Below are 24,752 nucleotides of genomic sequence, written 5' to 3'. Positions count from 1 at the left end.
GGTCACGCCCCGCCCGGCCCTCCCGCCGAGGGCACGCCCTCAGCCCACGCGCCCACCACCGACGAGTCTGCCGCGCAACACGATGTGCCGCGGGGCGGCGAGGACGTCGAGGTTCTCGCGCGGGTCGGTGTCGTAGACGAGCAGGTCGGCGTGCGCGCCGTCGACGATGCCGTCGTGGCCGAGCCACGAGCGCGCCGCCCATGACGCCGCACCGAGCGCCTGCTCCGGGGACATTCCCGCGCGGTGCAGTGCCGACACCTCATCGGGCAGCCGGCCGTGGGCGACCATGCCGCCGGCGTCGCTGCCTGCGTAGATGTCGACGCCCGCGTCGATGGCCCGGCCGATCATGTCGCCGACCCCCGTGTGCAGCGCCCGCATGTGGGCCGCGTAGGTCGGGTACTTGGCGGCCTGGTCGCGATGCCGGGGAAGTTCTCGATGTTGATCAACGTCGGGACGAGGGCGGTGCCCTGCCGCGCCATGCGGTCGAGCAGGTCCGCGTCGAGTCCGGTGCCGTGTTCGATGCAGTCGATGCCCGCGGCGATCAGGCCGGGCAGCGCGTCCTCGCCGAACACGTGCGCCGTCACGCGCGCGCCCGCGTCGTGCGCGACCCGGATCGCCTCGGCCAGGATGTCGTCCGGCCACAGCGGCGCGAGGTCGCCGACGCCGCGGTCGATCCAGTCGCCGACGAGCTTGACCCAGCCGTCGCCCACGGCGGCCTGTTCGGCGACGGCCTCGGGCAGCTGGTCCGGGTGGTCGAGGTCGATGCCGAGCTTCGGGATGTACCGCTTGGGCAACGCGATGTGCTGGCCGCTGCGGATGATCCGCGGCAGGTCGACCCGGTCCTGGAGCGGGCGGATGTCGATCGGCACGCCGCAGTCGCGGATGAGCAGGGTCCCGGCGTCGCGATCGGTCTCGGCCTGCGCGGCGGCCTCGTCGAGCGTCACCGGCCCGGCGACGCCGATCCCGGGGTGGCAGTGCGCGTCGACCAGACCGGGCACGACGAACGCGCCGTCGAGGGTCTGCGCACCGTCGACCGGGGTCAGCGAGATGCGCTCACCGTCGGTCCAGAGGTCCCGTTCACGCCCGTCCGGCAGCGTGACCGCGCGGATGTGGAGCATGGCTCACTTGTTCTTCGGCAGCTTGAGCTTCGACGGGTCGAAGCCGGGCGCAGGTCGTTGAGACCGCCGCCGAGCTGGGACAGGTCGGGCGTCTGCCCGCCGCCGGCCCCGCCGCCACCGGGCATGCCACCCGGCATCCCACCGGGCAGACCGGGGAAACCGCCGGGCATCTTCTGCTTGGGCGCCTTGTTCTTGCCCTTCTTGCCCTTGCGGCCCTTCTTCTGCTTCTTGGTGGCGCTGCCGCCACCGCCGCCGAAGCCGAACCGGCCCGCCATCTGCTGCATCATCTTGCGGGCCTCGTAGAAGCGATTCACGAGGTCGTTGACCTCGCGGATCTTCACGCCGGAACCGTTGGCGATGCGCTGGCGCCGGGACGCGTTGATGATCTTCGGGTTCTCGCGTTCGGCGGGCGTCATACCGCGGATGATCGCTTGGAGCCGGTCGATCTGGGCGTCGTCGACCTGCGAGAGCTGGTCCTTCATCTGCCCGGCGCCGGGCAGCATGCCCAGCAGATTGCCGATGGGGCCCATCTTGCGCACGGCCTGCATCTGCTCGAGGAAGTCCTCGAGCGTCATGTCGCCGGTGCCCAGCTTGGACGCCGCCTGCTCGGCCTTCTCCTGGTCGAACGCCTGCTCGGCCTGCTCGATCAGCGTGAGCATGTCGCCCATGCCGAGGATGCGGCTGGCCATGCGGTCGGGGTGGAAGACGTCGAAGTCGTCGAGCTTCTCACCGTTGGAGGCGAACAGGATCGGCTCGCCCGTCACCTGCCGGACCGACAGGGCCGCACCACCGCGGGCGTCACCGTCGAGCTTGGTGAGCACGACACCCGTGAAGCCGACGCCGTCGCGGAACGCCTCGGCCGTGGTGACCGCGTCCTGACCGATCATCGCGTCGACGACGAACAGCGTCTCGTCGGGCTGCACCGCGTCACGGATGTCCGCGGCCTGCTGCATCAGCTCCTCGTCGACACCCAGCCGGCCGGCCGTGTCGACGACGACCACGTCGTGCTGGGCGTGCCGCGCCTCCTGGATGCTGCGCTTGGCGACGTCGACCGGGTCGCCGACGCCGTTGCCCGGCTCCGGGGCGAACGTCGTGACCCCGGCGCGCTCACCGACGACCTGCAGCTGCGTGACCGCGTTGGGGCGCTGGAGGTCGCAGGCCACGAGCATCGGCGCGTGGCCCTGGTTCTTCAGCCACAGCGCGAGCTTGCCGGCCAGCGTCGTCTTACCGGCACCCTGCAGACCGGCCAGCATGATCACGGTCGGCGGGTTCTTCGCCAGGTGCACGCGGCGGGTCTCCCCGCCGAGGATCGCGACGAGCTCCTCGTTGACGATCTTGATGACCTGCTGGGCCGGGTTCAGCGCCTCGGAGACCTCGGCGCCCTTGGCGCGCTCCTTGACCTGCTTGATGAACTCGCGCACCACCGGCAGCGCGACGTCGGCCTCCAGCAGCGCGATCCGGATCTCGCGCGCGGTGGCGTCGATGTCGGCCTCGGAGAGCTTGCCCTTGCCTCGAAGGTTCTGCAGGACCGATGTGAGCCGATCCGAGAGGGTGTCGAACACGGGGTGCACGCTCCAGCAGGTCGTCGTTCCTGGCGCCGGTTCATCACACCGACGACGTCCCAGGGTACTGGCCGCAGATCGTCGAGGGGCCGCCCGGCCGGTCTGTCCCCCACAGATCCCCCTACGCCCGGCCGGGCGGCGTCTCGTCCCGGTCGCGAGCACCGCGGTCGGCCTGTTCGCCAGACCCCCAGCACCAGGCGAGCCCCACCGAGCAGCGATGTCGCATCCGAGCTGGTCACCACGATGCCCGCCGGACCCCACGTCACGTCAGCGTGAAGACACCGCAATCGGCCTGAGTAGCCCTACTCAGCCACCCCTGCGTAGCCACGTGCGTAACCCCCGTGTCAGCACCCCACGTCGCCGTGTTGGCAACTGGCGTCGCCGTGTTGGCGTTCGGCGTCGCTCAGCCGGAGCCGGCGGCACGGCGGTTGCGGAACTGCGCCGCCTTGACGCGGTTCTGGCAGGTCGTGCCGCAGAACCGCCGGGTCCCGTTGCGGGAGGTATCGACGTAGACGCGGTCACACGCGGGCGCGGAGCACACGCCCAACCGGTCGGCGTAGGGATTGCCGAGCACGACGGCGAGCGAGGTCGCCATGGGCGCCTCCCAGCTCGGCACGAAATCCGCGTCGGGCGTGTGGAAATGCAGATGCCACGGGCCGTCGCCGTGCCGGGACAGCTCGGGAGCGGCGCGGGTTTCTCGCAGCAGACCGTTGACGTGCCGGCAGGCCGCGTCCATGTCGCCGGCCTCGACGTGTTCGAAGACGACGCGCAACCGGCCCGCGGCGGCGGCGAGGTCGTCCACGTCGCCCTGCACCGGCCGCTCGTCGCCAACTGCCCCCAAGGCTTCGCGTGCCGAGCTCAGCATCTCGGCCGCCGACGGCGCGTGCTCGCGGCCGCGCGCATGTCCCGGGGTGAGTGCGTTGACGAGCGCGACCGTCGCGGCGACCACGCCCGACGTGTGACTGTCGAAATCCACTTGACCAGTTACTCGCCTTCTCGTAGCGTCGTCACTGTCATTCTATGCTTCGACAGTTACGGAGCCGGTCATGTCCACTGTGCTCGATCGCAGCATCGCCGAACACTGGCTCGCCCGGTGGGACGCGCAACAGGAGCGGTATGTCGCCGATCGCGAGGAACGCTTCGCCGTGATCGCCGACGTCGTCGACACCGCCACGCGCAATGTCACCGGCTCCGGGCCGGTCGTCGTCGATCTCGGCTGCGGGCCCGGTTCGCTGTCCGCCCGGCTGTTGTCGGCGATCCCCGGCGCCGCAGTCGTCGGCATCGACTCCGATCCGGTCCTGCTCGGACTGGGCCGTGCCCGCCACCCCGAGGTGACGTTCGTCGACGCCGACCTCGCAGGCGACGAATGGGCAGGCGCGATCCCCTCCGTCGTCGACGCAGCCGTGTCGACGACGGCACTGCACTGGATGGACCCCGGCGACCTCGAACGGCTGTATCGCACGCTGGCCGAGCACATCCGCCCCGGCGGCGTGTTCGTCAACGGCGACAACCTCGCCGCCCACAGCCCGCGCATGCACGAACTCGCCACGCGCGTACGCGACCGCAGGGCCGAACGGGTAGGCGTCACCGGCAACGAGGACTGGCACGCCTGGTGGACCGCCGTGGAGACCGACCCGGCGCTCCGTGACCTCGTCGCCGAGCGGGCGCGGCGCACGCTCGAGCACCACGACGACAACGGCGTCACCGTCGACGAGCACCGGAAACTCCTGCACGCGGCAGGTTTCTCCGACACGGCCGTGGTGTGGGCGCACGGCGACGACACGGTTCTCGTCGCCGTGCGCTGACCCGCGTCCGCACCGAACGCGGGTCGCTCAGGCCGAGGACGCGGCGATGACGGCCTGTTCGACCCGCTGCCGCCAGGCGGCGTCGATGGTGCCGCTGCGTGGGGTCACGGCGAACGAGTCGACGGCACGGTCGCCCAGGGTGGCGACCTTCGCCCAGCGCACGTCCGCGTCGCACCGGCGCAGCGCGCCCGCCACCCGGTACAGCAGACCGATCCGGTCCATGGCGCGGAGTTCGACGACGACGGTGTCCGAACCGGCGGTCTCGTCGTCGAACCACAGCACCTTCGGCTCGACCGGACGTGCCACGCCCGCGTACGCCCGTTCCTTCTCGGCCAGCTTCTGCGACAACGCCAGTCCACCCGCGACGGCACGTGCGAACTGGTCGCGCAACAGCGCCGGATCCGGCGGGGTGCCGAACCGCGGTGACGCCGTGAACACGCCGACCCGGCCGCCGCCGTGGCTGCGCAACGTCGCCGTGTGCACCTCGAGCGAGTTGAGCGCGAGCACCCCGGCGGCCGGGGTGAGCAGCTCGGCGCCCGCGGGCACCGCGAGCACGACGGTGGCGATCTTGTCGCCGTCGCCGTCACCGCCGTGGGCACCGAGCGAGACCGTCGCCTGACCCTTCATGGTGCGCACCGCCTCGGCCACCTGCTCGACCTGCGTGTCGTCGAGCTCCTCCGGTGAGGGCAACGGCGTCCCGGTGAGCAGTTTGCGCGTGCGGCTCACCAGTTCCCCGATGAGACCGGCCTTCCACGCCGTCCACACGCCCGGGCCGGTGGCGAGCGAATCCGCCTTCGCCAACGCGTGCAACAGATCCAGCAGCAACGGATCGCCGTCGATGGTCTTGGCGACCCGCTCCACCGTCTCGTGCTCGCTGATGTCCCGGCGCGTCGCGGTGTCGGGCAACAACAGGTGGTGCCGCACCATCGCCGTGACGACTGCGGCGTCCCGTTCGGACAGTCCGACCCGGACGGCCACGTGCTGGGCGATCTTCGCGCCGAGCTCCGAGTGGTCGACGTCGCGCCCCTTGCCGATGTCGTGCAGCAAGGCGCCCAGCAGCAACAGGTCCGGGCGCGCGACCGTGTCGGTCAACTTCGCCGCCTCGACGCACGTCTGCACGAGATGCCGGTCGACGGTCCACACGTGCACCGGCTCGCGCGACGGCAGGTCGCGCACCGCTCCCCATTCGGGGAACAACCGCGCCCACAGTCCCGTCCGGTCGAACGCCTCCACGGCATCGACCAGCCCGTCGGCCGCGCCCAGCAACTCCGTCAGCGCCTTGCGCGCCGACTCCGGCCACGGTGCGCGCAACTCCGGCGCCGAATCGGCGAGCGTGCGCAACGTACCGTGCGACACGGGCGCCGACGTGCGCGCCGACGACGCCGCGACTCGCAACAACAGCCCGGGATCGCGCGCGGGCACGGCATCGCGCGCGAGCGCGACCTCGTTGCCGTGCAACACCACACCGTCGTCCAACGGCGTGCGCGACGGTTTGCGGCCGAACCGGCCCTTCGGTGGATCGGCCGCCCGCAACGCCACATCCACGGCGTAGGCGACCGTCCGCCCCGAGCTCGAGAGCGTGCGGGCCAACGCGAACCGGTCCCCGAACTCGAGTTCCGTCGCGACGACCGCCGCGTCCTCGGCCCCGAGGATGTCCCTGCTGCGCCGCACGGTGCGTCGCAGTTCGGTCCGCACGTCGAGCAACAGCCCGCGCGCCTCGGCGACCTCCTCCGAGCCCCGATCGGCCAACTGGGCCACCGACAACGCGTCGAGCAGTCCCAGATCCCTGAGCCCGCCTCGACCATGCTTCAAGTCCGGCTCGGACACCTGGGCGATCTCCCCGCTACGGCCCCATCGCTCCCGTGTGGACTCGACGAGTTCGGGAATGCGTTTGCGGGCACTTCTCCGCCACTGATCGCGAGCGGCGGAGACGAGTCTGGACGCCAGATCGGCGTCCCCGGCGATGAGTCTGCCGTCGAGCAGTCCCATCGCGGTGCGCAGATCCTCCGAAGCCACCTTCAGCGCCTCGGCCGGAGTGCGCACCGAATGATCCAGGCCGACGCGCGCGTCCCACAGCGGGTACCACAACGCGTCGGCGATCTCACCGATCTTCGGATGTCCATTGTGGATGAGTACGAGGTCGAGGTCGGAGAACGGCGCGAGTTCGCGACGGCCAAGGCGCCAACGGCGACCAGCGCGACGTCAGCAGGCGCGATGCCTGCGACGCCGACGCCGGCCGCCGTGGCGGCCTTGTTCAACCAGAACTCGTACAGGTCAACCAGAGCCGCCCTCAGTGCCGTGGCACCGAGCCGGCCGTGCCGACCCTCCAGCAGCCGATTGGCCGCCTCGACAAGTCCCCCTACGACCACCGTGTGCGCCTAGAGGGCATCCGCGCCGCGCTCGCCTGTGCGGACACGAACCACGGTGTCAACAGGGGTGACCCAGACCTTCCCGTCACCGATCTTTCCGGTGTGGGCGGCAGTAGCCACCGCGTCGATGACCTTGTCGACATTGGCGTCGTCGGTCACGACCTCGACCTTCAGCTTGGCCACGAAGTCGACGGCGTACTCGGCGCCGCGGTAGACCTCGGTGTGGCCCTTCTGCCTGCCGTAGCCCTGAACCTCGCTGACGGTCATGCCCAACACCCCGAGCTGCTCGAGTGCGGAGCGGACGTCGTCGAGAGTGAACGGCTTGACGATCGCAGTGATGAGCTTCATGACGTGGAATCCTCCATCTGCTTCGTCGAGCTCGCCGCGCCGGTGTCCACCGAGGCCGCACGGCCGCTACGGCCGCCCGCGAAGTCGTAGGCCGACTCGGCGTGTTCCGCCTCATCGATACCGGAAACCTCGTCCTCCGTCGACACGCGACCGCCGGTGACACCCTTGACGATCAGGCCGAGGATGGCTGCGACCACCGCGGAGTAGACCATCGTGCCCACCACGGACAGAACCTGGATGCCCACCAGGTCGATGCTGCCGCCGTAGAACAGGCCGTTGGTGCCCTCGCCGTCCGGAACAACGCTCGCCGTGGCGACGAAGCCCAGCATGACCGTACCGATCAGACCACCCACGAGGTGGACACCGACGACGTCGAGCGAGTCGTCGTAGCCGAAGCGGTACTTCAGGCCCACCGCGGCGGCACAAGCGGCACCGGCGATCGCACCGATGGCCAGGGCGCCCCACGTGTCGACGTAGGCACACGCCGGGGTGATGGCGACCAGACCGGCCACGACACCGGAAGCGGCACCGAGGCTGGTCGGCTTGCCGTCGCGGATCTTCTCCAGCAGCAGCCAGCCGAGCATCGCGGCACAGGTGGCCGTGACGGTGTTGATGAAGGCGATGCCGGCGACACCGTCGGCGGCGTAGGCCGAACCGGCGTTGAAGCCGAACCAACCGAACCACAGCAACGCGGCACCGAGCATCACGAACGGCAGGTTGTGCGGCTTCATCGGCTCCTTCGGCCAGCCGGCACGCTTACCGAGCACGAGCACCAGACCCAGGGCCGCAGCACCCGCGTTGGTGTGGACCGCCGTACCACCGGCGAAGTCCAGGGCGCCGATCTCCTCGATCCAGCCGCCGCCCCACACCCAGTGCGCGACCGGGAAGTAGACGAGCGTCGCCCACAGACCGGCGAACAGCAGCCAGGCGCCGAACTTCATGCGATCGGCGACCGCACCGGCGATCAGCGCCACCGTGATGATGGCGAACATCGCCTGGAACGCGACGTCGACCGTGCCCTCCGTCGGGTCGCCCTCGGGCGTCATCAGGCCGGAAAGGCCCAGATAGTCGAGGGGGTTACCGACGAAGTAACCGATGTCGGTGCCGTAGGTCATCGAGTAGCCGTAGATGACCCACAGGACACCGATGAGGCCCATGGAGCCGAAGCACATCATGAGCATGTTGAGGACGCTCTTCGAGCGGACCATGCCGCCGTAGAACAGCGCCAGTCCCGGCGTCATGAGCAACACCAACGCGGAGCTGGTGAGCAACCAGGCTGTATTCCCTTCCACGCTTCTCCTCCTTCGAGAGGCAGCCGAACTCGCAATTGCGCGACAGCATCCGGAGTCCGTGTTGCACCGAATGGCTCATCGCGTTTCGGGAGGGTGAAGCGATTCGCTGCGATTGTTACGTCTGCGTTTCCCAAACTGGGGGTGGATACGTCCCGTTCCGAAACGTCATGGTCGAATATGGGGTGTGACCTCACGTAACAGCTCCAAACGGGCGTTACCACCGGCGATCGTCGAAGTGTTGCGCTGCTCCGTCTGCTCGGCCCCACTGAGCCCTTCGGAACGGTCACTTCGTTGCGTGCGGCGTCACACTTTCGACGTTGCGAAGCAGGGGTACGTCAACCTGCTGCACGCGAAGGTCGACGCCGGCACCGCCGACACGGGCGAGATGGTCGCCGCCCGCGCGGAGTTCCTCGGCGCCGGGCACTACGCGCCGCTCGTGAGACTCCTCGCAGAGTCGGTCCGTGCATCCACCCGTCCGGAATCCGGCCCCGCACCGTCGCTGATCGTCGACGCGGGCGCGGGCACCGGCCACTACCTGGCCGGTGTGCTCGACGCGTGCGACGGCGACGCCCACGGGTTGGCGCTCGACGTCTCGGCGCCCGCGTTGCGCCGGGCCGCCGCCGCGCACCCGCGGATCGGGGCCGTGGTGTGGAATCTGTGGCAGCCCTGGCCGGTCGCGGACGGGGCCGCGGATGTCGTGCTCAACGTGTTCGCACCGCGCAACGCGGCCGAGTTCCACCGGGTGCTGCGCCCCGGCGGCACCCTCGTCGTCGCGACACCGGGTGCGCGACATCTGCACCAACTCGTCGAACGGCTCGGACTCCTCGACATCTCCGGAGGCAAAGCCGGGCAGCTGAGCGAGACGCTGACCGGCCGGTTCACCCACGTCGACACGCGTTCGACCTCGCGCACCGAGCCGTTGGACGCCGACGACGTGCGCCGGATCGTCCTCATGGGACCGAACGCCCACCACCTGCAGCGCGGCGTGCCGGGGGGCCTCGGTGAGCGCCTCGACGCGCTACAAGGGACGGTGGAGGTCACGACCGAGTTCGACGTGTCGGTGTTCCGGCGGGTCGACACCGAGGCGAACGAGTCGAACGTGTCGAACGATGCGGACGAGTTGACGGAGGACGGCGGATGACCGAGGTGCCGGCGAGCGTGCTGGCCGACCACGACTGGGTGCGCGAGGACGTGCGGCGTGCGGCGTCGATGTACGGTCCGGCGACCGAGCGGGTGCTCGGCTCGATCCGGTGGTACTCGGCGTCGTCGATGCTCGTGGCGCCTCCGCTGGAGGCACTGGTGCACACCGGCAAGCCGGCCGACCCGGCGCTCGAGGCGGTGCTGCTCGACATCCACGGCGACGGCCGGATCCGCGACTCGCGCTCGCTGCGGTTCCTCGACGGCGGGGTGCCCCGGCTGGCCGAGGAGTTCGCCCGCGCGATCGGCCCCGCGGTCGCGACGATCGCCGACGTCAGCGGCGCCTCGCAGCGTTCGTTGTGGGCGATCGCGGCGGACTCGATCGGCAATCGGCTGCTGTGGGCCGCCTCCGCACTCGGCCGGGCCGGCGCCGCCGACGAGGCGATACAGGTCGCGGGCGAGCTGGGCGACGGGATCGCCGCGGCGGGCGCGCCGATGCCGCGTCCGCTGTTCACCGACGTCGGCGGGAAACCGGTGGTGCGCCGCACGTCGTGCTGCCTGATCTATGACCGACCCGGCGGGGAGAAGTGCACGAGCTGCCCCAAGCAACCCCCGGAGGAACGCCTCCGCCGCCTGCGCGCCCTCCTCGGTTGACACTCCCGAGGGCCCCATGGTCGCGCCCACCCGTCGCCCAACCACCACCCCCCAACGACGCGCTGACGCGCGGCAGCGCCCGACGCGACCATGGGGCCCTTGGGAGCTTTTACGTGACCGAGGTGTGGCGGGTGTGGAGGGTCTGCTGGCCCGTTTCCGTCAGCGTGCCGGGGAGGCGGAGGCGGGCCAGGCCGCCGTCGGGGTAGATGTCGAGCCTGGCGTAGCGCATCGGCCGGCCGCGGCCCTCCGCCTCGTCCGGCACGGCGAAGCGGTGCCGGGTGTCGGGCTGCAGCCGGGTCCGGGGCAGAACCTCGAACCACGATTCCCCGTCGAGCGATCCGCTCAGCGACGCCCATCCGGGCGCGTTGCCGCGCAGGTTGCTGGTGTCGAGTTCGACGAAGCGCACCACGCCCTCGGCCGCCAGCGCCGCGATCATCCAGTCGTTGCCGTCGTCGCGACGGCGCGCGGTCTCCCAGCCCTCCGCCTGGTTGGCGGCCAGTCCTGGCGCGAGCACGTTGTTCGGCGAGGAGTAGAACATGTTGCTGCACCCGGTGACGATGGCGCCGTTCTCGAGCGCGGCCAGGTCGAGCGCCGACGGGTCGAGCAACGCCGGATCGGGCACCACCGTGCCGTGCACGCGCAGCCGCGCCACTCCCCCGTCGGGATGCATGGTCAGCCGCACGTGGGTGTACCGGCGGCCCGAGTCCACGGGGTACGCGTTCTCGGTGTGCCCGTCCGCGGGCGCGTGGTCGACCAGCACGTCCCAGTCGGCGGCCGCGACCTCGTCGGCATCGGGGTATCCGGGCAGCGCGCATGCCTCGACCGAGACGTGCGGCGGGTAGTTGCCCTTGAAGAACGCCGTGTCCACGACGACGCCCTCGATCACGCCGGGCATGCCGAGCCGCACGATCGCCTGGTCGTCGCCGGGCGTACGGTGCCGACGCGTCTCCCAGCCGTCGTAGACCTGCCCCTTGGGACCGAACGTCTCCGGCTGGTGGCGCGGGGTCCACGGGTTGACGAGGTTCTCCTTCTCGGCGAACAGCTCGTCGCTGGCCCACATGACCGTGCCACCGAAGCGCCGCGACGCCAGATCGATCAGCTCGGTCCACTCCGGACGGTCGGTCATGCAGACTCCCTGGGTCGGTTCGTCAGGAACTCCCCGAACGGCTCCCCCGCGATCTCCCGTCCGCGCAGCCAGGTCGAGCGGACGACGCCGGCGAGGGGCCGGTCGTGGTAGGCGCTCACCGGGTTGCGGTGGCGCAGCCGTGTCCGGTCGACGACGAACGCGTCGTCCGGGGCGAACACGGCGAAGTCGGCGTCGCAGCCCACGGCGATGCGTCCCTTGTGGTCCAGTCCGACCTGTTCGGCGGGACGCAGCGCCATCCAGGTGACGACGTCGGCGAGGGTGAACCCGCGCTGCCGCGCGCCGGTCCACACCGCGGGCAGGCCCACCTGCAGCCCGGCGACGCCGCCCCACGCGACGCCGAAGTCGCCGCTGTCGAACCGCTTCAGCTCGGGGGTGCACGGCGAATGGTCGGTGACGACGCAGTCGATGACGCCGTCGCCGAGCGCCTGCCACAGCTGTTCGCGGTTGGCGGCCTCGCGGATGGGCGGGCAGCACTTGAACTCGGTCGCCCCGTCGCGGATCTCCTCGGCGACGAAGCTCAGGTAGTGCGGACACGTCTCGGCGGTCACGGCGACGCCGTCGGCGCGCGCCTCGGCGATCAGCCCGACGGCCTCGGCCGAGGCGAGGTGCAGGATGTGCACGCGCGCACCCGTCTCGCGTGCGAGTCGCAGCACGCGGGCGATCGCGGTGTTCTCGGCCTCCTGGGGCCGGGAGTCGAGGAAATCGGCGTACCGCCGGCTGCTCGGCTGCGGCGCCCGCTCGATGACGTCGGCGTCCTCGGCGTGCACGATCAGCAGTCCGTCGAAGGCGGCGAGTTCGCGCATCGCCGTCTCGAGTTGTGCCTCGTCGAGCGGGGCGAACTCGTCGACGCCGGAGTGCAGCAGGAAGCACTTGAATCCGAACACGCCCTCGTCGTGCAGCGGCCGCAGCGCGCCGAGGCTGCCGGGGACGGCCCCGCCCCAGAACCCGACGTCGACGCTGATCCGCCCGGCGGCGGCCCGGCGTTTCGCCTCGAGGGCGGCGACGTCGACGGTCGGCGGGAGGCTGTTGAGCGGCATGTCGACGATCGTGGTGACCCCACCTGCCGCGGCGGCGCGCGTGGCGCTGTCGAAGCCCTCCCAGTCGCTGCGTCCCGGGTCGTTGACGTGCACGTGCGTGTCGACCAGACCGGGCAGGAGCACCTCGTCGGCGGCGAGTTCGACGACGCGCCCACCCGCGGGCAGCGCGCCCGGTTCGTCGACGGCGACGATGCTGCCGTCTGCGACGCCCACGTCGGCGGGCCGCTCACCGTCCGGGGTGACGACCCGCTGTGCCCGGATCACCAGGTCCATGCGGTACCTCCTCGGCCCGCAGCATAGGCACATGTGAAGCCATCGGTAAACACCCGAGGTGGTCGCGGGGACTCGCGGTGCTCTAGATTCACCGCCGTGTTCCCTGCCGACGACGTGGAACTCGGCGCCCGCCTCCGCGCGCTGCGCGCCGAGCGCGGCATGTCGCTGCGCGCGCTCGCGGCCGAACTCGGCATCAGCCCGAGCGCGCTGTCGCAGATGGAACGCGGCCGGAAACGCCCGTCGGTCACCCGACTCTTCCAGATCATGACGCTGCTCGACGTGCCGTTGTCGGCGGCGTTCGGCGAGGCGCCCGCACCCGCGCAGGACCCGCCGGTCGGGTCGGTCGGGTCGGTCGGGTCGGTCGGGTCGGTCACTGTCACGCGCGCGGGCGAGGTTCCGGAACTGCCGCTCGGCGACGGGGTGACGTATCGCAGTCTCACGCCGGTGCCGATCCCGGGGACCGAGGTCTACGAGACTGTCTATCCGCCGGGGTCGAGTTCGAGCCAGGACTCCGAGTACCTGCGGCACACCGGCCACGAGATGGGCACGGTGACCGCCGGGACGCTGACGGTCGACGTCGACGGCCGGCGCCACGAACTCGCCCGCGGCGACGGGATTCGGTTCCCGTCGTCGACCCCGCACCGCATCCACAACGCCGGCGCCGAGACCGCCGTCGCCGTGTGGATCAACCTGCGCTGAGCCCGGCGGCGAGTACCCGTTTCAGCCGGATCGGCGTTCACGGGGCAGCCAGTCCAACGACGTCACGGTGTCGGTGGTCGGCAGGTATTCGAGGCCGACGTAGCCGTCGTACCCGGCGGCCTCGAGGGCGGTGAGGACACCGTCGAGATCGGTCGTCCCGCTGCCCGGCTCGTGCCGGCCCGGCGCGTCGGCCAGCTGGACATGCCCGGTGCGCGCGGCGTGCTCGGCGACCGTGTCGAGGTCGCCCACGACCGCGCGGTGGTACAGGTCGGTCAGCAGGGTGAGCTCGGGCCTGCCGACCCGGTCGAGCACGGCGAGCGCGTCGGCCGTGCTCGACAGCGGATAGGCCGGCCGCCCCGACAACGCCTCGAGCACGATCCGGCCGTCGAGCTCGGCGACCCGATCGGCAAGGCGGTCCAATGTGGACACCGCGCACTCGTCCTGTTCCCGGGGGTCGACACCGTCGAGCCGGTTGCCGTAGAGAGCGTTGAACCGGCGCGTGCCGAGCCTGCGCGCGATGTCCAACGCGACGTCGACGCTCTCCTGCAGTTCGGCCTGCCGGCCCGGCCACGACACGAGTCCGCTGTCGCCCGCGGACATGTTCCCGGCGTAGAAGTTGAGACTGACCAGGCTGACCCCGCGTCGGTGATCGCCGAGACGAACGCGTCGACCTCGGCGTCGGCGGGCACCGCGACGGTGTCGAACGGCCACCAGCACTCGACCGCGTCGAAGCCGGCCTCGCGCGCGCGCGCGGGCGTCGAGCAGCGGCAGCTCGGTGAACAGCATCGAGAGGTGGGCGTCGAACCGCAGTCCGTGGCGCGTCGGGTCGGGCGTCATGGGAGATCATTCTGGCCCAGCGTGCCGCGACGCGAACGGACACCGCCCCGGCTGCCACGTAACCTCACCGACGTGGCAGATCTCGAAGCGGAATTCACGAGTGAGCCCTTCCGCGGCGAAGGGGCGCCGCCGGAGCATGCCGTCAGGGCCAGGGAGGCGGCCGAACACGCGGGGTTGACCACGGACTTCGGTCCGCTCGGCACGTCGGTGCGGGGTGAGGCCGACACGGTGCTGGAGGCGCTGCCCGCCATTGCCAGGGCCGCACTCGAGGGCGGCGCGACGCGACTGACGCTGCGGGTGCAGCACCCGGGCCACGAGGAGCCCGACGAGTCCGGGGCGGGCACGGTGCTCGAGGGCATGGTGCGCCAGGTGGAGGCCGAGCTCGGGGCGCGACTGTCCGAACTCGACCGGCCGGGCAAACAGCGGGCCGTGCGGTTGCTGGACGAACGTGGCGCCTTCCAACTGCGCCGCTCGGCCGCCGAGGTCGCCGAACTGCTCGGCGTCACCCGATTCACCGTCTACAACTACCTGAACCGCCAGTAAGTTCAACAAACTGTTGACGGACGGGTAGGCCTCGCTTACGTTTCAGCGAATGAGCAGGCTCCCGTTGGCCGAGTTCAACACGGCCGAACCGCACCGACTACGGCCGATGCTGACCGCGTGCCTGGCCACGGCGCGCTGGGCCGACCACGTCCTGGCCGGACGTCCGTACACCGACGTCGAGGCGTTGCGCGAGCACGCCACCCTGACCCTCACCCCCGACGAGATCCACGAGCCATGGCGGCCCATCCGCGGATCGGCGAGAAACCGGCCGGCGGCACCTCCCGGGCGGAGCAGTCCGGTGTGGACGACGAGGACGCCCGGCGCTTCCGCAGCGCCAACGCCGAGTACGAGGAGCGCTTCGGCCACGTCTTCCTGATCTGCGCGAGCGGCCGCAGCGGCGCCGAACTGCTCGCCGCACTGCGCGAGCGGATGGACAACGACGCCGACACCGAGCTCCGCATCGCCGGCGAGGAGCTCGTCAAGATCGCGCAACTGCGCCTGACCAAGGAGGTCCAGTGAGCCTGGTGACGACCCACGTCCTCGACACGGCACGCGGCCGCCCCGCCGCGGGCGTGCCCGTCGAACTGCACGCCCGGGACGACGGGTGGTCGACGATCGCCGCCGCGGTGACCGACGACGACGGCCGCGCCCGCGACCTCGGCCCGGACCAGCTGCCGGCCGGGGTGTACCGGCTGGTGTTCGACACCGAGTCCTACCTGGGCGCCGACTGCTTCCTGCCGGAGGTCACGGTGACGTTCCGGATCACCGATCCGGCCTCGCACCACCACGTGCCCGTGCTGCTGAGCCCGTTCTCGTACTCCACCTACCGAGGGAGCTGATCTTTCGTGGGCATCTCGCTGGGGCCCAACCAGTACGGCAAGGCCGAGGTCCGCCTGGTCACGGTCGACCGGCAGGGGCCGGTGCACCACCTGAAGGACCTGACCGTGTCGACGTCGCTACGCGGCCGGCTCGAGCGCACGCACCTGACGGGCGACAACGCCGACGTCGTGGCCACCGACACCCAGAAGAACACGGTGTACGCGTTCGCCAAGGACGGCGTCGGCGAGATCGAGGACTTCGCCCTGCGCCTGGCCACCCACTTCACCGGCTCGTTCGAGCACATCACCGGCGCGCGGATACTGATCTCCGAGCACGGCTGGAACCGCATCGCCGTGGGCGGCACGCCGCACGACCACGCATTCAGCCGCGCCGGGGACGAGGAACGCACCACCGCCGTCACCGTCCACGACGGAAAAGCGTGGATTGTGTCCGGAATTACCGGTTTGACGGTATTGAAATCAACCGGGTCCGAATTTCACGGTTTCCCGCGGGACGAATACACCACGCTCGCCGAGACCGAGGACCGAATTCTTGCGACGGCCGTCACGGCACGCTGGCGCTACGGGCGCGCCGACGGTATCAACTGGTCGGAATCGTACGACGCGATCCGCCGTGCGCTGCTCGAAACCTTCGCCACCAAGCACAGTCTGTCGCTGCAGCAGACCCTGTACGCGATGGGCGAGGCCGTCCTCGAGGCCCGTCCCGAGGTCGCCGAGGTCCGGCTCTCCCTGCCGAACAAGCACCACTTCCTCGTCGACCTGAGCCCCTTCGGACTGGCCAACGAGAACGAGGTGTTCTACGCGGCGGATCGGCCGTACGGACTGATCGAGGGCACCGTCATCCGCGACGATGCCGAGGATTCCGGGCTCGCCTGGTATTCGCTTCCCGAATTCTGATCCCGCGCACGCGGCGGGTCGTTTGGAGATTCCCGTGCATCCTGTCGACGCGAAACCGCCCACTGGGCAACTGATTGCCGGAGGCCTGCAACACGTCGCCGCGATGTACGCGGGGGTCGTGGCACCGCCGTTGATCATCGGCGCCGCGGTGGGCCTGTCCGCGGGACAACTGAGCCTGCTGATCAGCGCGAGCCTGTTCACCGCAGGCCTGGCGACGATGCTGCAGACGATCGGCGTCTGGCGGTTCGGCGCGCGGCTGCCGCTGGTCAACGGCGTGACGTTCGCGACCGTGGCTCCGGTGCTGGCGATCGTCGACCAGCGCGGACCGGACGCGGCCCTCGGCGTGGTGTACGGCGCGACGCTCGTCGCCGGCCTGCTGATCGTGTTGGCGGCACCGTTCTTCTCCCGGCTGACCCGATACTTCCCGCCGATCGTCACCGGCACGGTGATCACGTTGATCGGTGTGTCGCTGCTGCCGGTGGCCGTCGGCTGGATCTCCGATCAGCAGCCCTCGGCCGGTGGCACCAACCTGCTGCTCGCCGGGGTCACGTTGATCGCGGTGCTGGCGTGCACCCGGTTCCTGTCCGGTTTCTGGAGCCGGGTGGCGCTGCTGCTCGGACTGGTGGTGGGCACGCTCGTGGCGTGGCCGCTGGGCGAGGTCGACTCGTCGAGCCTGACCGAGGCGCCCGCGTTCGGCATCGTGACGCCGTTCCACTTCGGCGCGCCGGTGTTCGACATCGCGGCGATCATCTCGATGGCCATCGTCGCCGTGGTGATCATGGCCGAGAGCACCGCCGACATGATCGCTCTCGGCGAGGTCGTCGAACGGCCCACCTCGGAACGCACCATCGCCGACGGACTCCGCGCCGACGGACTCGGCACCGCCGTGGCGACCATGTTCGGCGGGTTCGCGTGCACCGCGTTCGCGCAGAACGTGGGACTCGTGGCGTTGACCCGCATGTTCAGCCGGTACGTCGTCGCCGCGAGCGGGTTCATCCTCGTGCTGCTCGGCATGTTCCCCGTCGCCGGCGGCATCGTGGCCCTGGTGCCGCAGCCGGTGCTCGGCGGCGCGGGACTGGTGCTGTTCGGCGGCGTCGCGGTGGCCGGCCTGCGCACCCTGGCCAAGGCCTCCTTCGAGCGGCCGGCGAACATCACGATCGTCGCCGCCGCACTCGGTATCGGACTGATCCCCATCGCCTCGCCGGACTTCTACGAGGGATTCCCGGCCACGATGCGCACGATCCTCGACTCCGGCATCAGCGCGGGCTGCCTGGCCGCGGTCGTGCTGAACCTGATCTTCGGCGACCGCGCCCGCCGCGACCCGGTCCCGGAGGAAACCAAGGAACCCACCCCAACCTGACCACCGTGTCAGCACCCCACGCGCGTGTCAGCACTTCACGCGGGCGTGTCAGCACCCCACGGCGCCGTGTTGGCACTTCGGCGTCAGCGGGTGTCGGCGACGAACTCCCGCAGGGTGCGGGCGAAGAACTCCGGATTGTCCTCGGGGATCAGCGTGCGACTGTCGGGAACCGTGACGAGCCGGCCCTGCGGGAACAGCGCGGCGAGGCGTCGTCCGTGCTCCTGCGGCATCATCTTGTCCTCGGCGGCCCAGGCCACGAGGACCGGACGATCGAACGTCCCCATCGCCTCGGCCCATGCGCGCAGGGTGCGCTTCGGCGGAATGCCCTTGCCGTAGCGGATCAGGTCGGCGCGCACGGCCTTGTTCCGTCGCCCGGGTGCGAACCAGTCGCGTTGGACCTCGCGGGGGATCGGTCGTTTCGACATCCACCCCCACCCGCCGGGCGCACGCTGCACGGCGCGGAACCGCAGCAGGTGCAGCAACGCGGCGATACCGCCTGGAATCCGGCTCAGCGCGAGGAGCAGCCGGCCCGGCAGTCCGGGCGGGTAGTTGTCGAACGCCTCGCACGAGGCCAGCACGACGCGAGCCAGACGTTCCGTCCGCTGTTCGGTGAGCAGCACCTGGCCGCCGCCCCAGTCGTTGACCACCAGGGTCACCTCGCGCAGGTCCAGGGCTTCGAGGAACTCCCCGATCAACAGGCCGAGCCCCCGCAGGCTCAGGTCGGCGTCGGGGCGCATCGGGATCCGGTGCCCGCCGAGCGGCCACGTCGGCAGCACGCAGCGGTACTCCCCGGCCAGCTCCGCGACGACCTTGCGCCACACCGTCGCGTTCATCGGCGGTCCGTGCAGGAACACCAGCACCGGGCCGTCGGCGTTGCCGGTGTCGACGTACTCGATCGTGCCCGCGGACAGTTCCACCGCGGAACGCTCGCCTGTCAGTTCGGTCGTCATGGTCGCTCTCCTTCGAGCCCATTGACCGGATGTCCGATCCGCGCCAACCCTTCGACCTGCGACGATGATCGCGGCATCCGACTAGATAGATCGCTCTACTCAGCCGTTAGCGTAGAATGCCGGCCATGGCGAGCACAAGGGAACGGATCGTGACGGCCGGCGCCGAGCTCTTCCGGCGCCACGGATACACCGGCACCGGCGTGAAGCAGATCGTCACGCGGGCCGAGGCCCCCTTCGGCTCGCTGTACCACTTCTTCCCCGGCGGCAAGGAGCAACTCGGCGCCGAGGTGATTCGTGAGGCGGGGCTACCGTTCGCGGCGCTGTTCGACATCTACATCGCCTCGGCCGACTCGCTCGTTGACGCCATCGAGGGCGCCTTCGCGGGTGCCGCCGAGACGCTCGTCGAAACCGATTACGCCGACGCCTGTCCGATCGCGACGATCGCGCTCGAGGTGGCCAGCTCCAACGAGAACCTCCGTCAGGCGACGGCCGAGGTCTTCGAGGCCTGGCTCGCGACGGGCACCCGGGTGTTCGGCGAGTTCGGGCTGTCCGCCGACGACGCGCGCAGGCTCGCGATCGCCACCGTCACGAGCCTCGAAGGCGCGTTCGTCCTCAGCCGGTCCCTGCGCAGCACCGAACCGCTCCTCGCCGCTGGCCGCACCGTCGCCGCACTCGCCCGCGAACTCCAGTGACGACGACCCCGAATCGCCAACACAGCGACGTGGATTGCCAACACGGCGACGCGAGGTGCTGACACGGCGCCCTGAACTGCTGACACGGCGACGCCAGGTGCTGACACGGCCTGTTAGATGAGGTGGTCGGGGCGGACCGGGGCTCGGGTGAGGTCCTTGCCGGTGGCTGCGCGGACGGCCGCGATGATCGCCGGGGTCGACGAGATCGTCGGCGGTTCGCCGACGCCGCGCAGTCCGTACGGGGCGTGCGGATCGGCGAGCTCGAGGACGTCGATGTTCATCGGCGGCATGTCCAGCACCGTCGGGATGAGGTAGTCGGTGAACGACGGATTGCGGATCACGCCACCCTCGGTCTGGATCTCCTCCATCACGGCGAGCCCGAGCCCCTGCGCCGAACCGCCCTGGATCTGCCCGACGACGGCTTGCGGGTTGAGCGCCTTGCCGACGTCCTGGGCGCAGTCGAGCGCCACGACCTTGACGAGGCCGAGTTCGGTGTCGACGTCGACCACCGCGCGGTGGGCCGCGAAGCCGTACTGCACGTGGGCGTTGCCCTGGCCGGTCTCGGGGTCGAGCGATTCGGTGGGCCGGTGCCGCCATTCGACGGTCTCGTCGAGTTCGTCGCCGCCGAGCACGTCGGCGACGTCGGCCAGCACACCGTCCTCGGTCGAGCCGACCTTGAGCCCGTCGAGGTGCAGGTCGGACTCGCTGCGGCCGAGCGCCGACGCGGCACGCGAGAGCAGCGCCGAACGCACCTTCAACGCGGCGGCGCGCACCGCCCCGCCGGTGACGTAGGTCTGCCGGGACGCCGACGTGGAGCCCGCGCTGCCGATCGAGGTGTCCATCGGCAGGATCGCCACCTGCTCGACGCCGAGTTCGGTGCGCACGATCTGCTGCAGGATCGTCACGAGCCCCTGGCCCACCTCGGCGGCCGCGGTCTGCACGGTCGCAGCGGGCTCACCGCCGACGACCGACAGCCGTACCCGTGCGGTCGAGTAGTCGTCGAAGCCCTCGGAGAAGCAGATGTTCTTGATGCCCACGGCATAGCCGACGCCGCGCACCACGCCCTCGCCGTGGGTCGTGTTCGACACGCCGCCCGGCAGGATGCGCACGTCGGCCTCGCCGGCCGCGGGCAGCGGGTCCGGCAGGGGCATCGCCTCGAGCCGGTCGAGCAGCTCCACGACGGGTGCCGCCGAGTCGACGACCTGACCGGTCGGCATGACCGTGCCCTCGCTCATCGCGTTGCGCCGCCGGATCTCCGCCGGCGACAGTCCACACGCGACGGCGAGTTTGTCCATCTGCGACTCGTAGCCGAACGCGGCCTGCACCGCGCCGAACCCGCGCATCGCGCCGCACGGCGGGTTGTTCGTGTAGGTGCCCCAGCAGTCGATGCTGACGCCGGGCACGTCGTACGGTCCGACCCCGAGCGTCGCGGCGTTGCCGACCACGGCGCCGGTGGACGAGGCGTACGCGCCGCCGTCGAGGTAGATCCGCGCGGTGACGTAGACGAGCCTGCCGTCGCGGGTCGCGCCGTGCTCGTAGTACATCGTCGCGGGATGCCGGTGCACGTGGCCGTAGAACGACTCCTCGCGGTTGTAGACCATCTTCACCGGCTTGCCGGTGTGCAGCGCGAGCAGACAGGCGTGAACCTGCATCGACAGGTCCTCGCGGCCGCCGAACGCACCGCCGACGCCGCCGAGGGTCAGCCGCACCTGCTCCGGGGACAACCCGAGCGCGGCGACGATCTGCTGCTGGTCGACGTGCAGCCACTGCGTGGCGACGTACAGGTCGACGCCGCCGGACCCGTCCGGCACGGCCATTCCGGACTCCGGGCCGAGGAACGCCTGGTCCTGCATGCCGACCTCGTACCGTCCACTGACGACAACCTCGGCAACCGCACCACCGTCTGCGCCGTCGGGAACCTGCCCGCGCCGGATGGGCACGTGCCGCACGACGTTCCCACCCTGGTGCAGCGGGGCGGTGTCGCCGTGGACGGCCGCCTCGGCGTCGGTGACGGGGTCGAGTTCGGCGTAGGTGACGTCGATGAGCTTCATCGCCCGCTGCGCGATCTCCGGGTGGTCGGCCGCCACGACGGCGACGGCCTCCCCCCGGTAGCGGACGACGTCCTCGGCGAGCACGGGCTGGTCGGGGTGTTCGAGCCCGAAGCGGTTGATGCCGGGCACGTCCTCGTGGGTCAGCACCGCGTACACGCCGGGCACGGCGAGCGCGCGGGAGATGTCGATGCCGGTGATGCGCGCGTGCGGGTGGGGGCTGCGCAGGGTGGCGCCCCACAGCATCTCCTCGTGCCACAGGTCGGACGAGTAGGCGAACTCGCCGCGCACCTTGCGGACGCCGTCGGGGCGGGTGGGGCTCGACCCGACGCCGCCGGCGGCGGTGTGGGTGCCGGCGGGGTCCACGGCCGCGGGGCTCACGGGTGCCGAAGAGGTGCCAGTCGCCGAGGACTCAGCAGTCGTGCCGGTTGTCGAAGTCGTCCGGGTCATCGCATCCTCCTGCTCGCCGCGGCGAGCTCGGCCGCCACAGTCGTCTCGTCGGTGCGGTCGAGGTGGCCGTCGGTGACGACGGGTTCGCCGCCCACCAGCAGCAGTTTCACGTCGGGCACGGCCGACAGCACCAGCGCGGCCACCGGGTCGTCGATGCCGGCGTGGTTCAGTCCGCGCAGGTCCCACACGGCGAGGTCGGCGAGCTTGCCGGGTTCGAGCGAGCCGAGTTCGCCGTCGCGACCGAGGCAGCGTGCGCCGCCCATGGTGCCCATCCACAGCGCCTGCCGGGTGGTAAGCGCCTGCGGTCCGCCGCGCTGGCGGGCCTGCAGCAGCGCCTGGTGCAGTTCCTCGCCGAGCCCGCCGGACTCGCTGGACGCGGCGCCGTCGACGCCGAGTCCCACGGGCGCGCCCGCGTCCAGCAGCGCCCGCGCGGGCGCGATGCCCGTGCCGAGTCGACCGTTGGACGTCGGGCAGTGCGCCGAACCCGTGCCGGTCGCACCCATCCGGCCGACGGCGTCGGCGGCGAGGTGCACGGTGTGGGCCAGCCACACGTCGTCGCCGAGCCAGCCGAGCTTGTCGGCGTACTCGGCCGGGGTGCAGCCGAACTCGGCGAGGCACTGCTGCTCCTCGTCGAGCGTCTCGGCGAGGTGGGTGTGCAGGCGGACGCCCTTGCGGCGGGCCAGGTCGGCCGCCTCGGTCATCAGCCGTTCGGTGACGCTGAACGGGGAGCACGGGCCGACGGCGATGCGCACGTCGGCCGCCGGGGAGGCGTCGTGATAGGCGTCGATGGCGGCCTCGGTGCCCGACAGCGCCCCGTCGAGGTCCTCGACGAGGTGGTCCGGCGGCAGCCCGCCCTGCGACTCGCCGCGGTCCATGGACCCGCGCACGAGGTGTCCGCGCACACCGATCCGCCGGACCGCGGACACGAGGGCGTCCATCTGGTCGCCGCCGGTGCGCGGGAAGACGTAGTGGTGGTCGGCCACGGTGGTGCAGCCGGTGAGCGCGAGCCGGGCGAGTCCGGCGGAGGCGGCGGCGTGCGTGATGTCGGCGTCGAGCCGGCCCCACACGGGATACAGCTCGACGAGCCATTCGAACAGCGTCGAATCGGCGGCGTAGCCGCGGGTGGCCCACTGGTACAGGTGGTGGTGGGTGTTGACCAGGCCCGGGGTCACGAGGCATCCGGTGGCGTCGACGCGCGGTCCGGGGTGGTGCGCCGGTGCGGGCCCCTCCCCGACCGCCGTGATGACGCCGCCGTCGACGACGACGTGTCCCGTGCGGTACTCGGTGCCCTCGGCATCGACGGTGGCGACCGCCGCGTTCTCGATGATCATCGGGCGCTCGCCGCCGTCCGGACCGCGTCGAGGATCTTCTCGTAACCGGTGCAGCGGCACAGGTTCCCGGCGAGCGCCTCGCGGATCTCCTCGTCGCTCGGGTCGGGTTCGCGCCGCAGCAGGTCGTGGGCGGCCACGACGAGACCCGGCGTGCAGAATCCGCATTGGACGGCGCCGCAATCCACAAAGGACTGCTGGACGGGGTCGAGCGCGTCGCCGTCGGCGAGTCCCTCGACGGTGCGCACCTCGCGACCCTCGGCCTGTCCCGCGGCGACGAGGCACGCGCACGCGGGCACGTCGTCGACGTACACGGTGCACGAGCCGCACTCGCCCTGTTCGCAGGCGTTCTTCGACCCGGGCAGGCCGAGCCGTTCACGCAGCACGTACAGCAGGCTCTCGCCGGCCCACACGTCGTCGACCCGGCGGCTCTGTCCGTTCACGATCAGGTTCAGGCGCATGCTGCCGCACTCCCTCGGTAGTCGTCCCACGCCCAGGTCAGGGCCCTGCGCGCCAGTACGCCGAGGGCGTGGGTGCGGTACTGCGCGCTGCCGCGGACGTCGTCGATCGGTTCGGTGGCGTCGGCGACGAGGCCCGCGAACCGCCGCTTCATCGAGTCGGCGAGCGGGGCCCGGGTGTCCCACGGCAGCTCGGTGGTCAGGAACTGCTCGGCCGCCGCGACCCGCCGCGGGGTCGGTGCCGCCGAACCGATGGCCACGCCCGCGTAGCCGTCGCGGATCACCACGGCCAGCGAGCACACGGCGATCACCATCGCGTTGCGCGTTCCGACCTTGCTGAACTGCTCGGCGGTCCGGTGCTCGGTGGGCAGGTGCACGGCCGTGATCAGCTCGTCGGCCTCGAGCGCGTTGCGTTTGACCCCGGTGTAGAAGTCGGCCGCGGGGATGCGCCGGACACCGCGCACCGAGGCGACCTCGATCTCGCGCCCGCGGCGAGCAGCACCGGGTGCGTGTCGCCTGCGGGCGAGGCGGCGCCGAGGTTGCCGCCGACGGTGCCGCGGTTGCGGATCTGCGGCGAGCCGACGGTCCGGGCGGCCATGGCCAACCCGGGCAACGTGTCGCCGAGCTCGTCGATGAGACGGGTGTAGGGCACGCCCGCCCCGAGGCGGACGTGCCCTACGGACGCGGACCAGGTTGCGAGTTCGTGAATCCGCGTCAGGTCTACCAGCACGTCCGGACGGTGGTGGTCGTAGTTGAGTTCGACCATCACGTCGGTGCCGCCCGCGATCGGCACGGCGCCGGGCCGCTCGGCCACGACGGCGAGTGCCTCGTCCAGGGTCTCCGGTCGGACGAATTCCACGGGCGTGCTCCCAAGGCTGTCCAGGCGTTTCGGGCTGTGCCTGCCAGTAG

The 24,752-nt window shown here is 71.0% G+C and carries 18 protein-coding genes and 6 pseudogenes; 10 read left to right on the top strand and 14 right to left on the bottom strand.

The window, feature by feature from the left end; translation table 11 throughout:
* Positions 1-39 precede the first annotated feature (39 nt).
* From BJF85_RS04845 to BJF85_RS04835, 3 genes and pseudogenes are all read right to left on the bottom strand, one after another.
* Positions 40-1,118 (bottom strand): annotated as a pseudogene (locus BJF85_RS04845) (amidohydrolase family protein).
* Positions 1,119-1,121: 3 nt separating this feature from the next.
* Positions 1,122-2,680 (bottom strand): annotated as a pseudogene (gene ffh / locus BJF85_RS04840) (signal recognition particle protein).
* 403 nt (positions 2,681-3,083) lie between these two features.
* Positions 3,084-3,656, bottom strand: coding sequence for a CGNR zinc finger domain-containing protein (locus tag BJF85_RS04835; RefSeq protein ID WP_075845946.1), 573 nt, complete (start codon positions 3,654-3,656; stop codon positions 3,084-3,086).
* A 70-nt stretch (positions 3,657-3,726) separates the two neighbouring features.
* On the opposite strand from BJF85_RS04835, the gene BJF85_RS04830 reads away from it, so the two are divergent.
* Entirely contained in the window at positions 3,727-4,485 is a 759-nt protein-coding gene (locus BJF85_RS04830) for a trans-aconitate 2-methyltransferase (RefSeq protein ID WP_075845945.1), read from the top strand.
* Between the two features lie 27 nt (positions 4,486-4,512).
* Here the strand turns inward: BJF85_RS04830 and BJF85_RS04825 are convergent.
* The 3 genes and pseudogenes from BJF85_RS04825 to BJF85_RS04815 form a co-directional block, all read right to left on the bottom strand.
* A pseudogene (locus tag BJF85_RS04825) lies at positions 4,513-6,854 on the bottom strand ([protein-PII] uridylyltransferase).
* Positions 6,855-6,863: 9 nt separating this feature from the next.
* Complete coding sequence (locus BJF85_RS04820) at positions 6,864-7,202, bottom strand: P-II family nitrogen regulator (protein WP_075845944.1); 339 nt, start codon at positions 7,200-7,202, stop codon at positions 6,864-6,866.
* Complete coding sequence (locus BJF85_RS04815) at positions 7,199-8,494, bottom strand: ammonium transporter (RefSeq protein WP_075845943.1); 1,296 nt, start codon at positions 8,492-8,494, stop codon at positions 7,199-7,201. The genes BJF85_RS04820 and BJF85_RS04815 overlap by 4 nt, the downstream gene beginning before the upstream one ends.
* A 226-nt stretch (positions 8,495-8,720) precedes the next feature.
* Between BJF85_RS04815 and BJF85_RS04810 the strand changes: the two genes are divergently transcribed.
* Both BJF85_RS04810 and BJF85_RS04805 read left to right on the top strand, forming a co-directional pair.
* Positions 8,721-9,635 (top strand): putative RNA methyltransferase, encoded by a 915-nt coding sequence (locus BJF85_RS04810; protein ID WP_369822079.1) that lies wholly within the window; start codon positions 8,721-8,723, stop codon positions 9,633-9,635.
* Positions 9,632-10,285 (top strand): (2Fe-2S)-binding protein, encoded by a 654-nt coding sequence (locus BJF85_RS04805; protein ID WP_075845941.1) that lies wholly within the window; start codon positions 9,632-9,634, stop codon positions 10,283-10,285. The genes BJF85_RS04810 and BJF85_RS04805 overlap by 4 nt, the downstream gene beginning before the upstream one ends.
* Before the next feature lie 109 nt (positions 10,286-10,394).
* On the opposite strand, the gene alc is transcribed toward BJF85_RS04805, so the two are convergent.
* Both alc and allB read right to left on the bottom strand, forming a co-directional pair.
* Entirely contained in the window at positions 10,395-11,411 is a 1,017-nt protein-coding gene (gene alc, locus BJF85_RS04800; protein ID WP_075845940.1) for an allantoicase, read from the bottom strand.
* On the bottom strand, positions 11,408-12,742 hold the full coding sequence (gene allB, locus BJF85_RS04795; RefSeq protein WP_075845939.1) for an allantoinase AllB: 1,335 nt from the start codon (positions 12,740-12,742) through the stop codon (positions 11,408-11,410). The genes alc and allB overlap by 4 nt, the downstream gene beginning before the upstream one ends.
* Before the next feature lie 96 nt (positions 12,743-12,838).
* Here allB and BJF85_RS04790 point away from each other — a divergent pair, with 96 nt between their 5' ends.
* Positions 12,839-13,441: a helix-turn-helix domain-containing protein gene (locus tag BJF85_RS04790; protein WP_075845938.1), complete on the top strand. Its 603-nt coding sequence runs from the start codon at positions 12,839-12,841 to the stop codon at positions 13,439-13,441.
* 21 nt (positions 13,442-13,462) lie between these two features.
* Here BJF85_RS04790 and BJF85_RS04785 read toward each other — a convergent pair.
* Positions 13,463-14,278, bottom strand: a pseudogene (locus tag BJF85_RS04785) (hydroxypyruvate isomerase family protein).
* A gap of 72 nt (positions 14,279-14,350) precedes the next feature.
* On the opposite strand from BJF85_RS04785, the gene BJF85_RS04780 reads away from it, so the two are divergent.
* From BJF85_RS04780 to BJF85_RS04760, 5 genes and pseudogenes are all read left to right on the top strand, one after another.
* Positions 14,351-14,821 carry a helix-turn-helix domain-containing protein gene (locus tag BJF85_RS04780; protein ID WP_075845937.1) on the top strand — a complete coding sequence of 157 codons (471 nt, stop codon included), beginning with the start codon at positions 14,351-14,353 and terminating at the stop codon, positions 14,819-14,821.
* Between the two features lie 49 nt (positions 14,822-14,870).
* A pseudogene (uraD, locus tag BJF85_RS04775) lies at positions 14,871-15,340 on the top strand (2-oxo-4-hydroxy-4-carboxy-5-ureidoimidazoline decarboxylase).
* Complete coding sequence (gene uraH / locus BJF85_RS04770; protein ID WP_075845936.1) at positions 15,337-15,660, top strand: hydroxyisourate hydrolase; 324 nt, start codon at positions 15,337-15,339, stop codon at positions 15,658-15,660. The pseudogene uraD and the gene uraH overlap by 4 nt, the downstream one beginning before the upstream one ends.
* A 6-nt stretch (positions 15,661-15,666) precedes the next feature.
* Complete coding sequence (gene pucL / locus BJF85_RS04765) at positions 15,667-16,557, top strand: factor-independent urate hydroxylase (RefSeq protein WP_075845935.1); 891 nt, start codon at positions 15,667-15,669, stop codon at positions 16,555-16,557.
* A gap of 22 nt (positions 16,558-16,579) precedes the next feature.
* Entirely contained in the window at positions 16,580-17,917 is a 1,338-nt protein-coding gene (locus tag BJF85_RS04760) for a nucleobase:cation symporter-2 family protein (protein WP_075845934.1), read from the top strand.
* Positions 17,918-18,000: 83 nt separating this feature from the next.
* Here the strand turns inward: BJF85_RS04760 and BJF85_RS04755 are convergent, their stop codons facing one another.
* Positions 18,001-18,867: an alpha/beta fold hydrolase gene (locus BJF85_RS04755; RefSeq protein WP_075845933.1), complete on the bottom strand. Its 867-nt coding sequence runs from the start codon at positions 18,865-18,867 to the stop codon at positions 18,001-18,003.
* A gap of 125 nt (positions 18,868-18,992) precedes the next feature.
* Between BJF85_RS04755 and BJF85_RS04750 the strand changes: the two genes are divergently transcribed.
* Entirely contained in the window at positions 18,993-19,559 is a 567-nt protein-coding gene (locus BJF85_RS04750; RefSeq protein ID WP_075845988.1) for a TetR/AcrR family transcriptional regulator, read from the top strand.
* A gap of 113 nt (positions 19,560-19,672) precedes the next feature.
* Here the strand turns inward: BJF85_RS04750 and pucD are convergent, their stop codons facing one another.
* The 4 genes and pseudogenes from pucD to BJF85_RS04730 form a co-directional block, all read right to left on the bottom strand.
* Positions 19,673-22,057: a xanthine dehydrogenase subunit D gene (pucD, locus tag BJF85_RS04745; protein ID WP_083665927.1), complete on the bottom strand. Its 2,385-nt coding sequence runs from the start codon at positions 22,055-22,057 to the stop codon at positions 19,673-19,675.
* Complete coding sequence (locus BJF85_RS04740) at positions 22,054-23,388, bottom strand: 8-oxoguanine deaminase (RefSeq protein WP_075845931.1); 1,335 nt, start codon at positions 23,386-23,388, stop codon at positions 22,054-22,056. Before BJF85_RS04740 ends, pucD begins: the two co-directional genes overlap by 4 nt.
* Entirely contained in the window at positions 23,385-23,846 is a 462-nt protein-coding gene (locus tag BJF85_RS04735; protein WP_075845930.1) for a (2Fe-2S)-binding protein, read from the bottom strand. Before BJF85_RS04735 ends, BJF85_RS04740 begins: the two co-directional genes overlap by 4 nt.
* Positions 23,837-24,702, bottom strand: a pseudogene (locus BJF85_RS04730) (xanthine dehydrogenase family protein subunit M). The gene BJF85_RS04735 and the pseudogene BJF85_RS04730 overlap by 10 nt, the downstream one beginning before the upstream one ends.
* Positions 24,703-24,752 lie beyond the last annotated feature (50 nt).

Source organism: Saccharomonospora sp. CUA-673 (assembly GCF_001942305.1).
Taxonomy (GTDB): domain Bacteria; phylum Actinomycetota; class Actinomycetes; order Mycobacteriales; family Pseudonocardiaceae; genus Prauserella.
The sequence above is the reverse complement of the archived record's forward strand: the minus strand, read 5'-3'. Positions and strand labels throughout refer to the sequence as shown.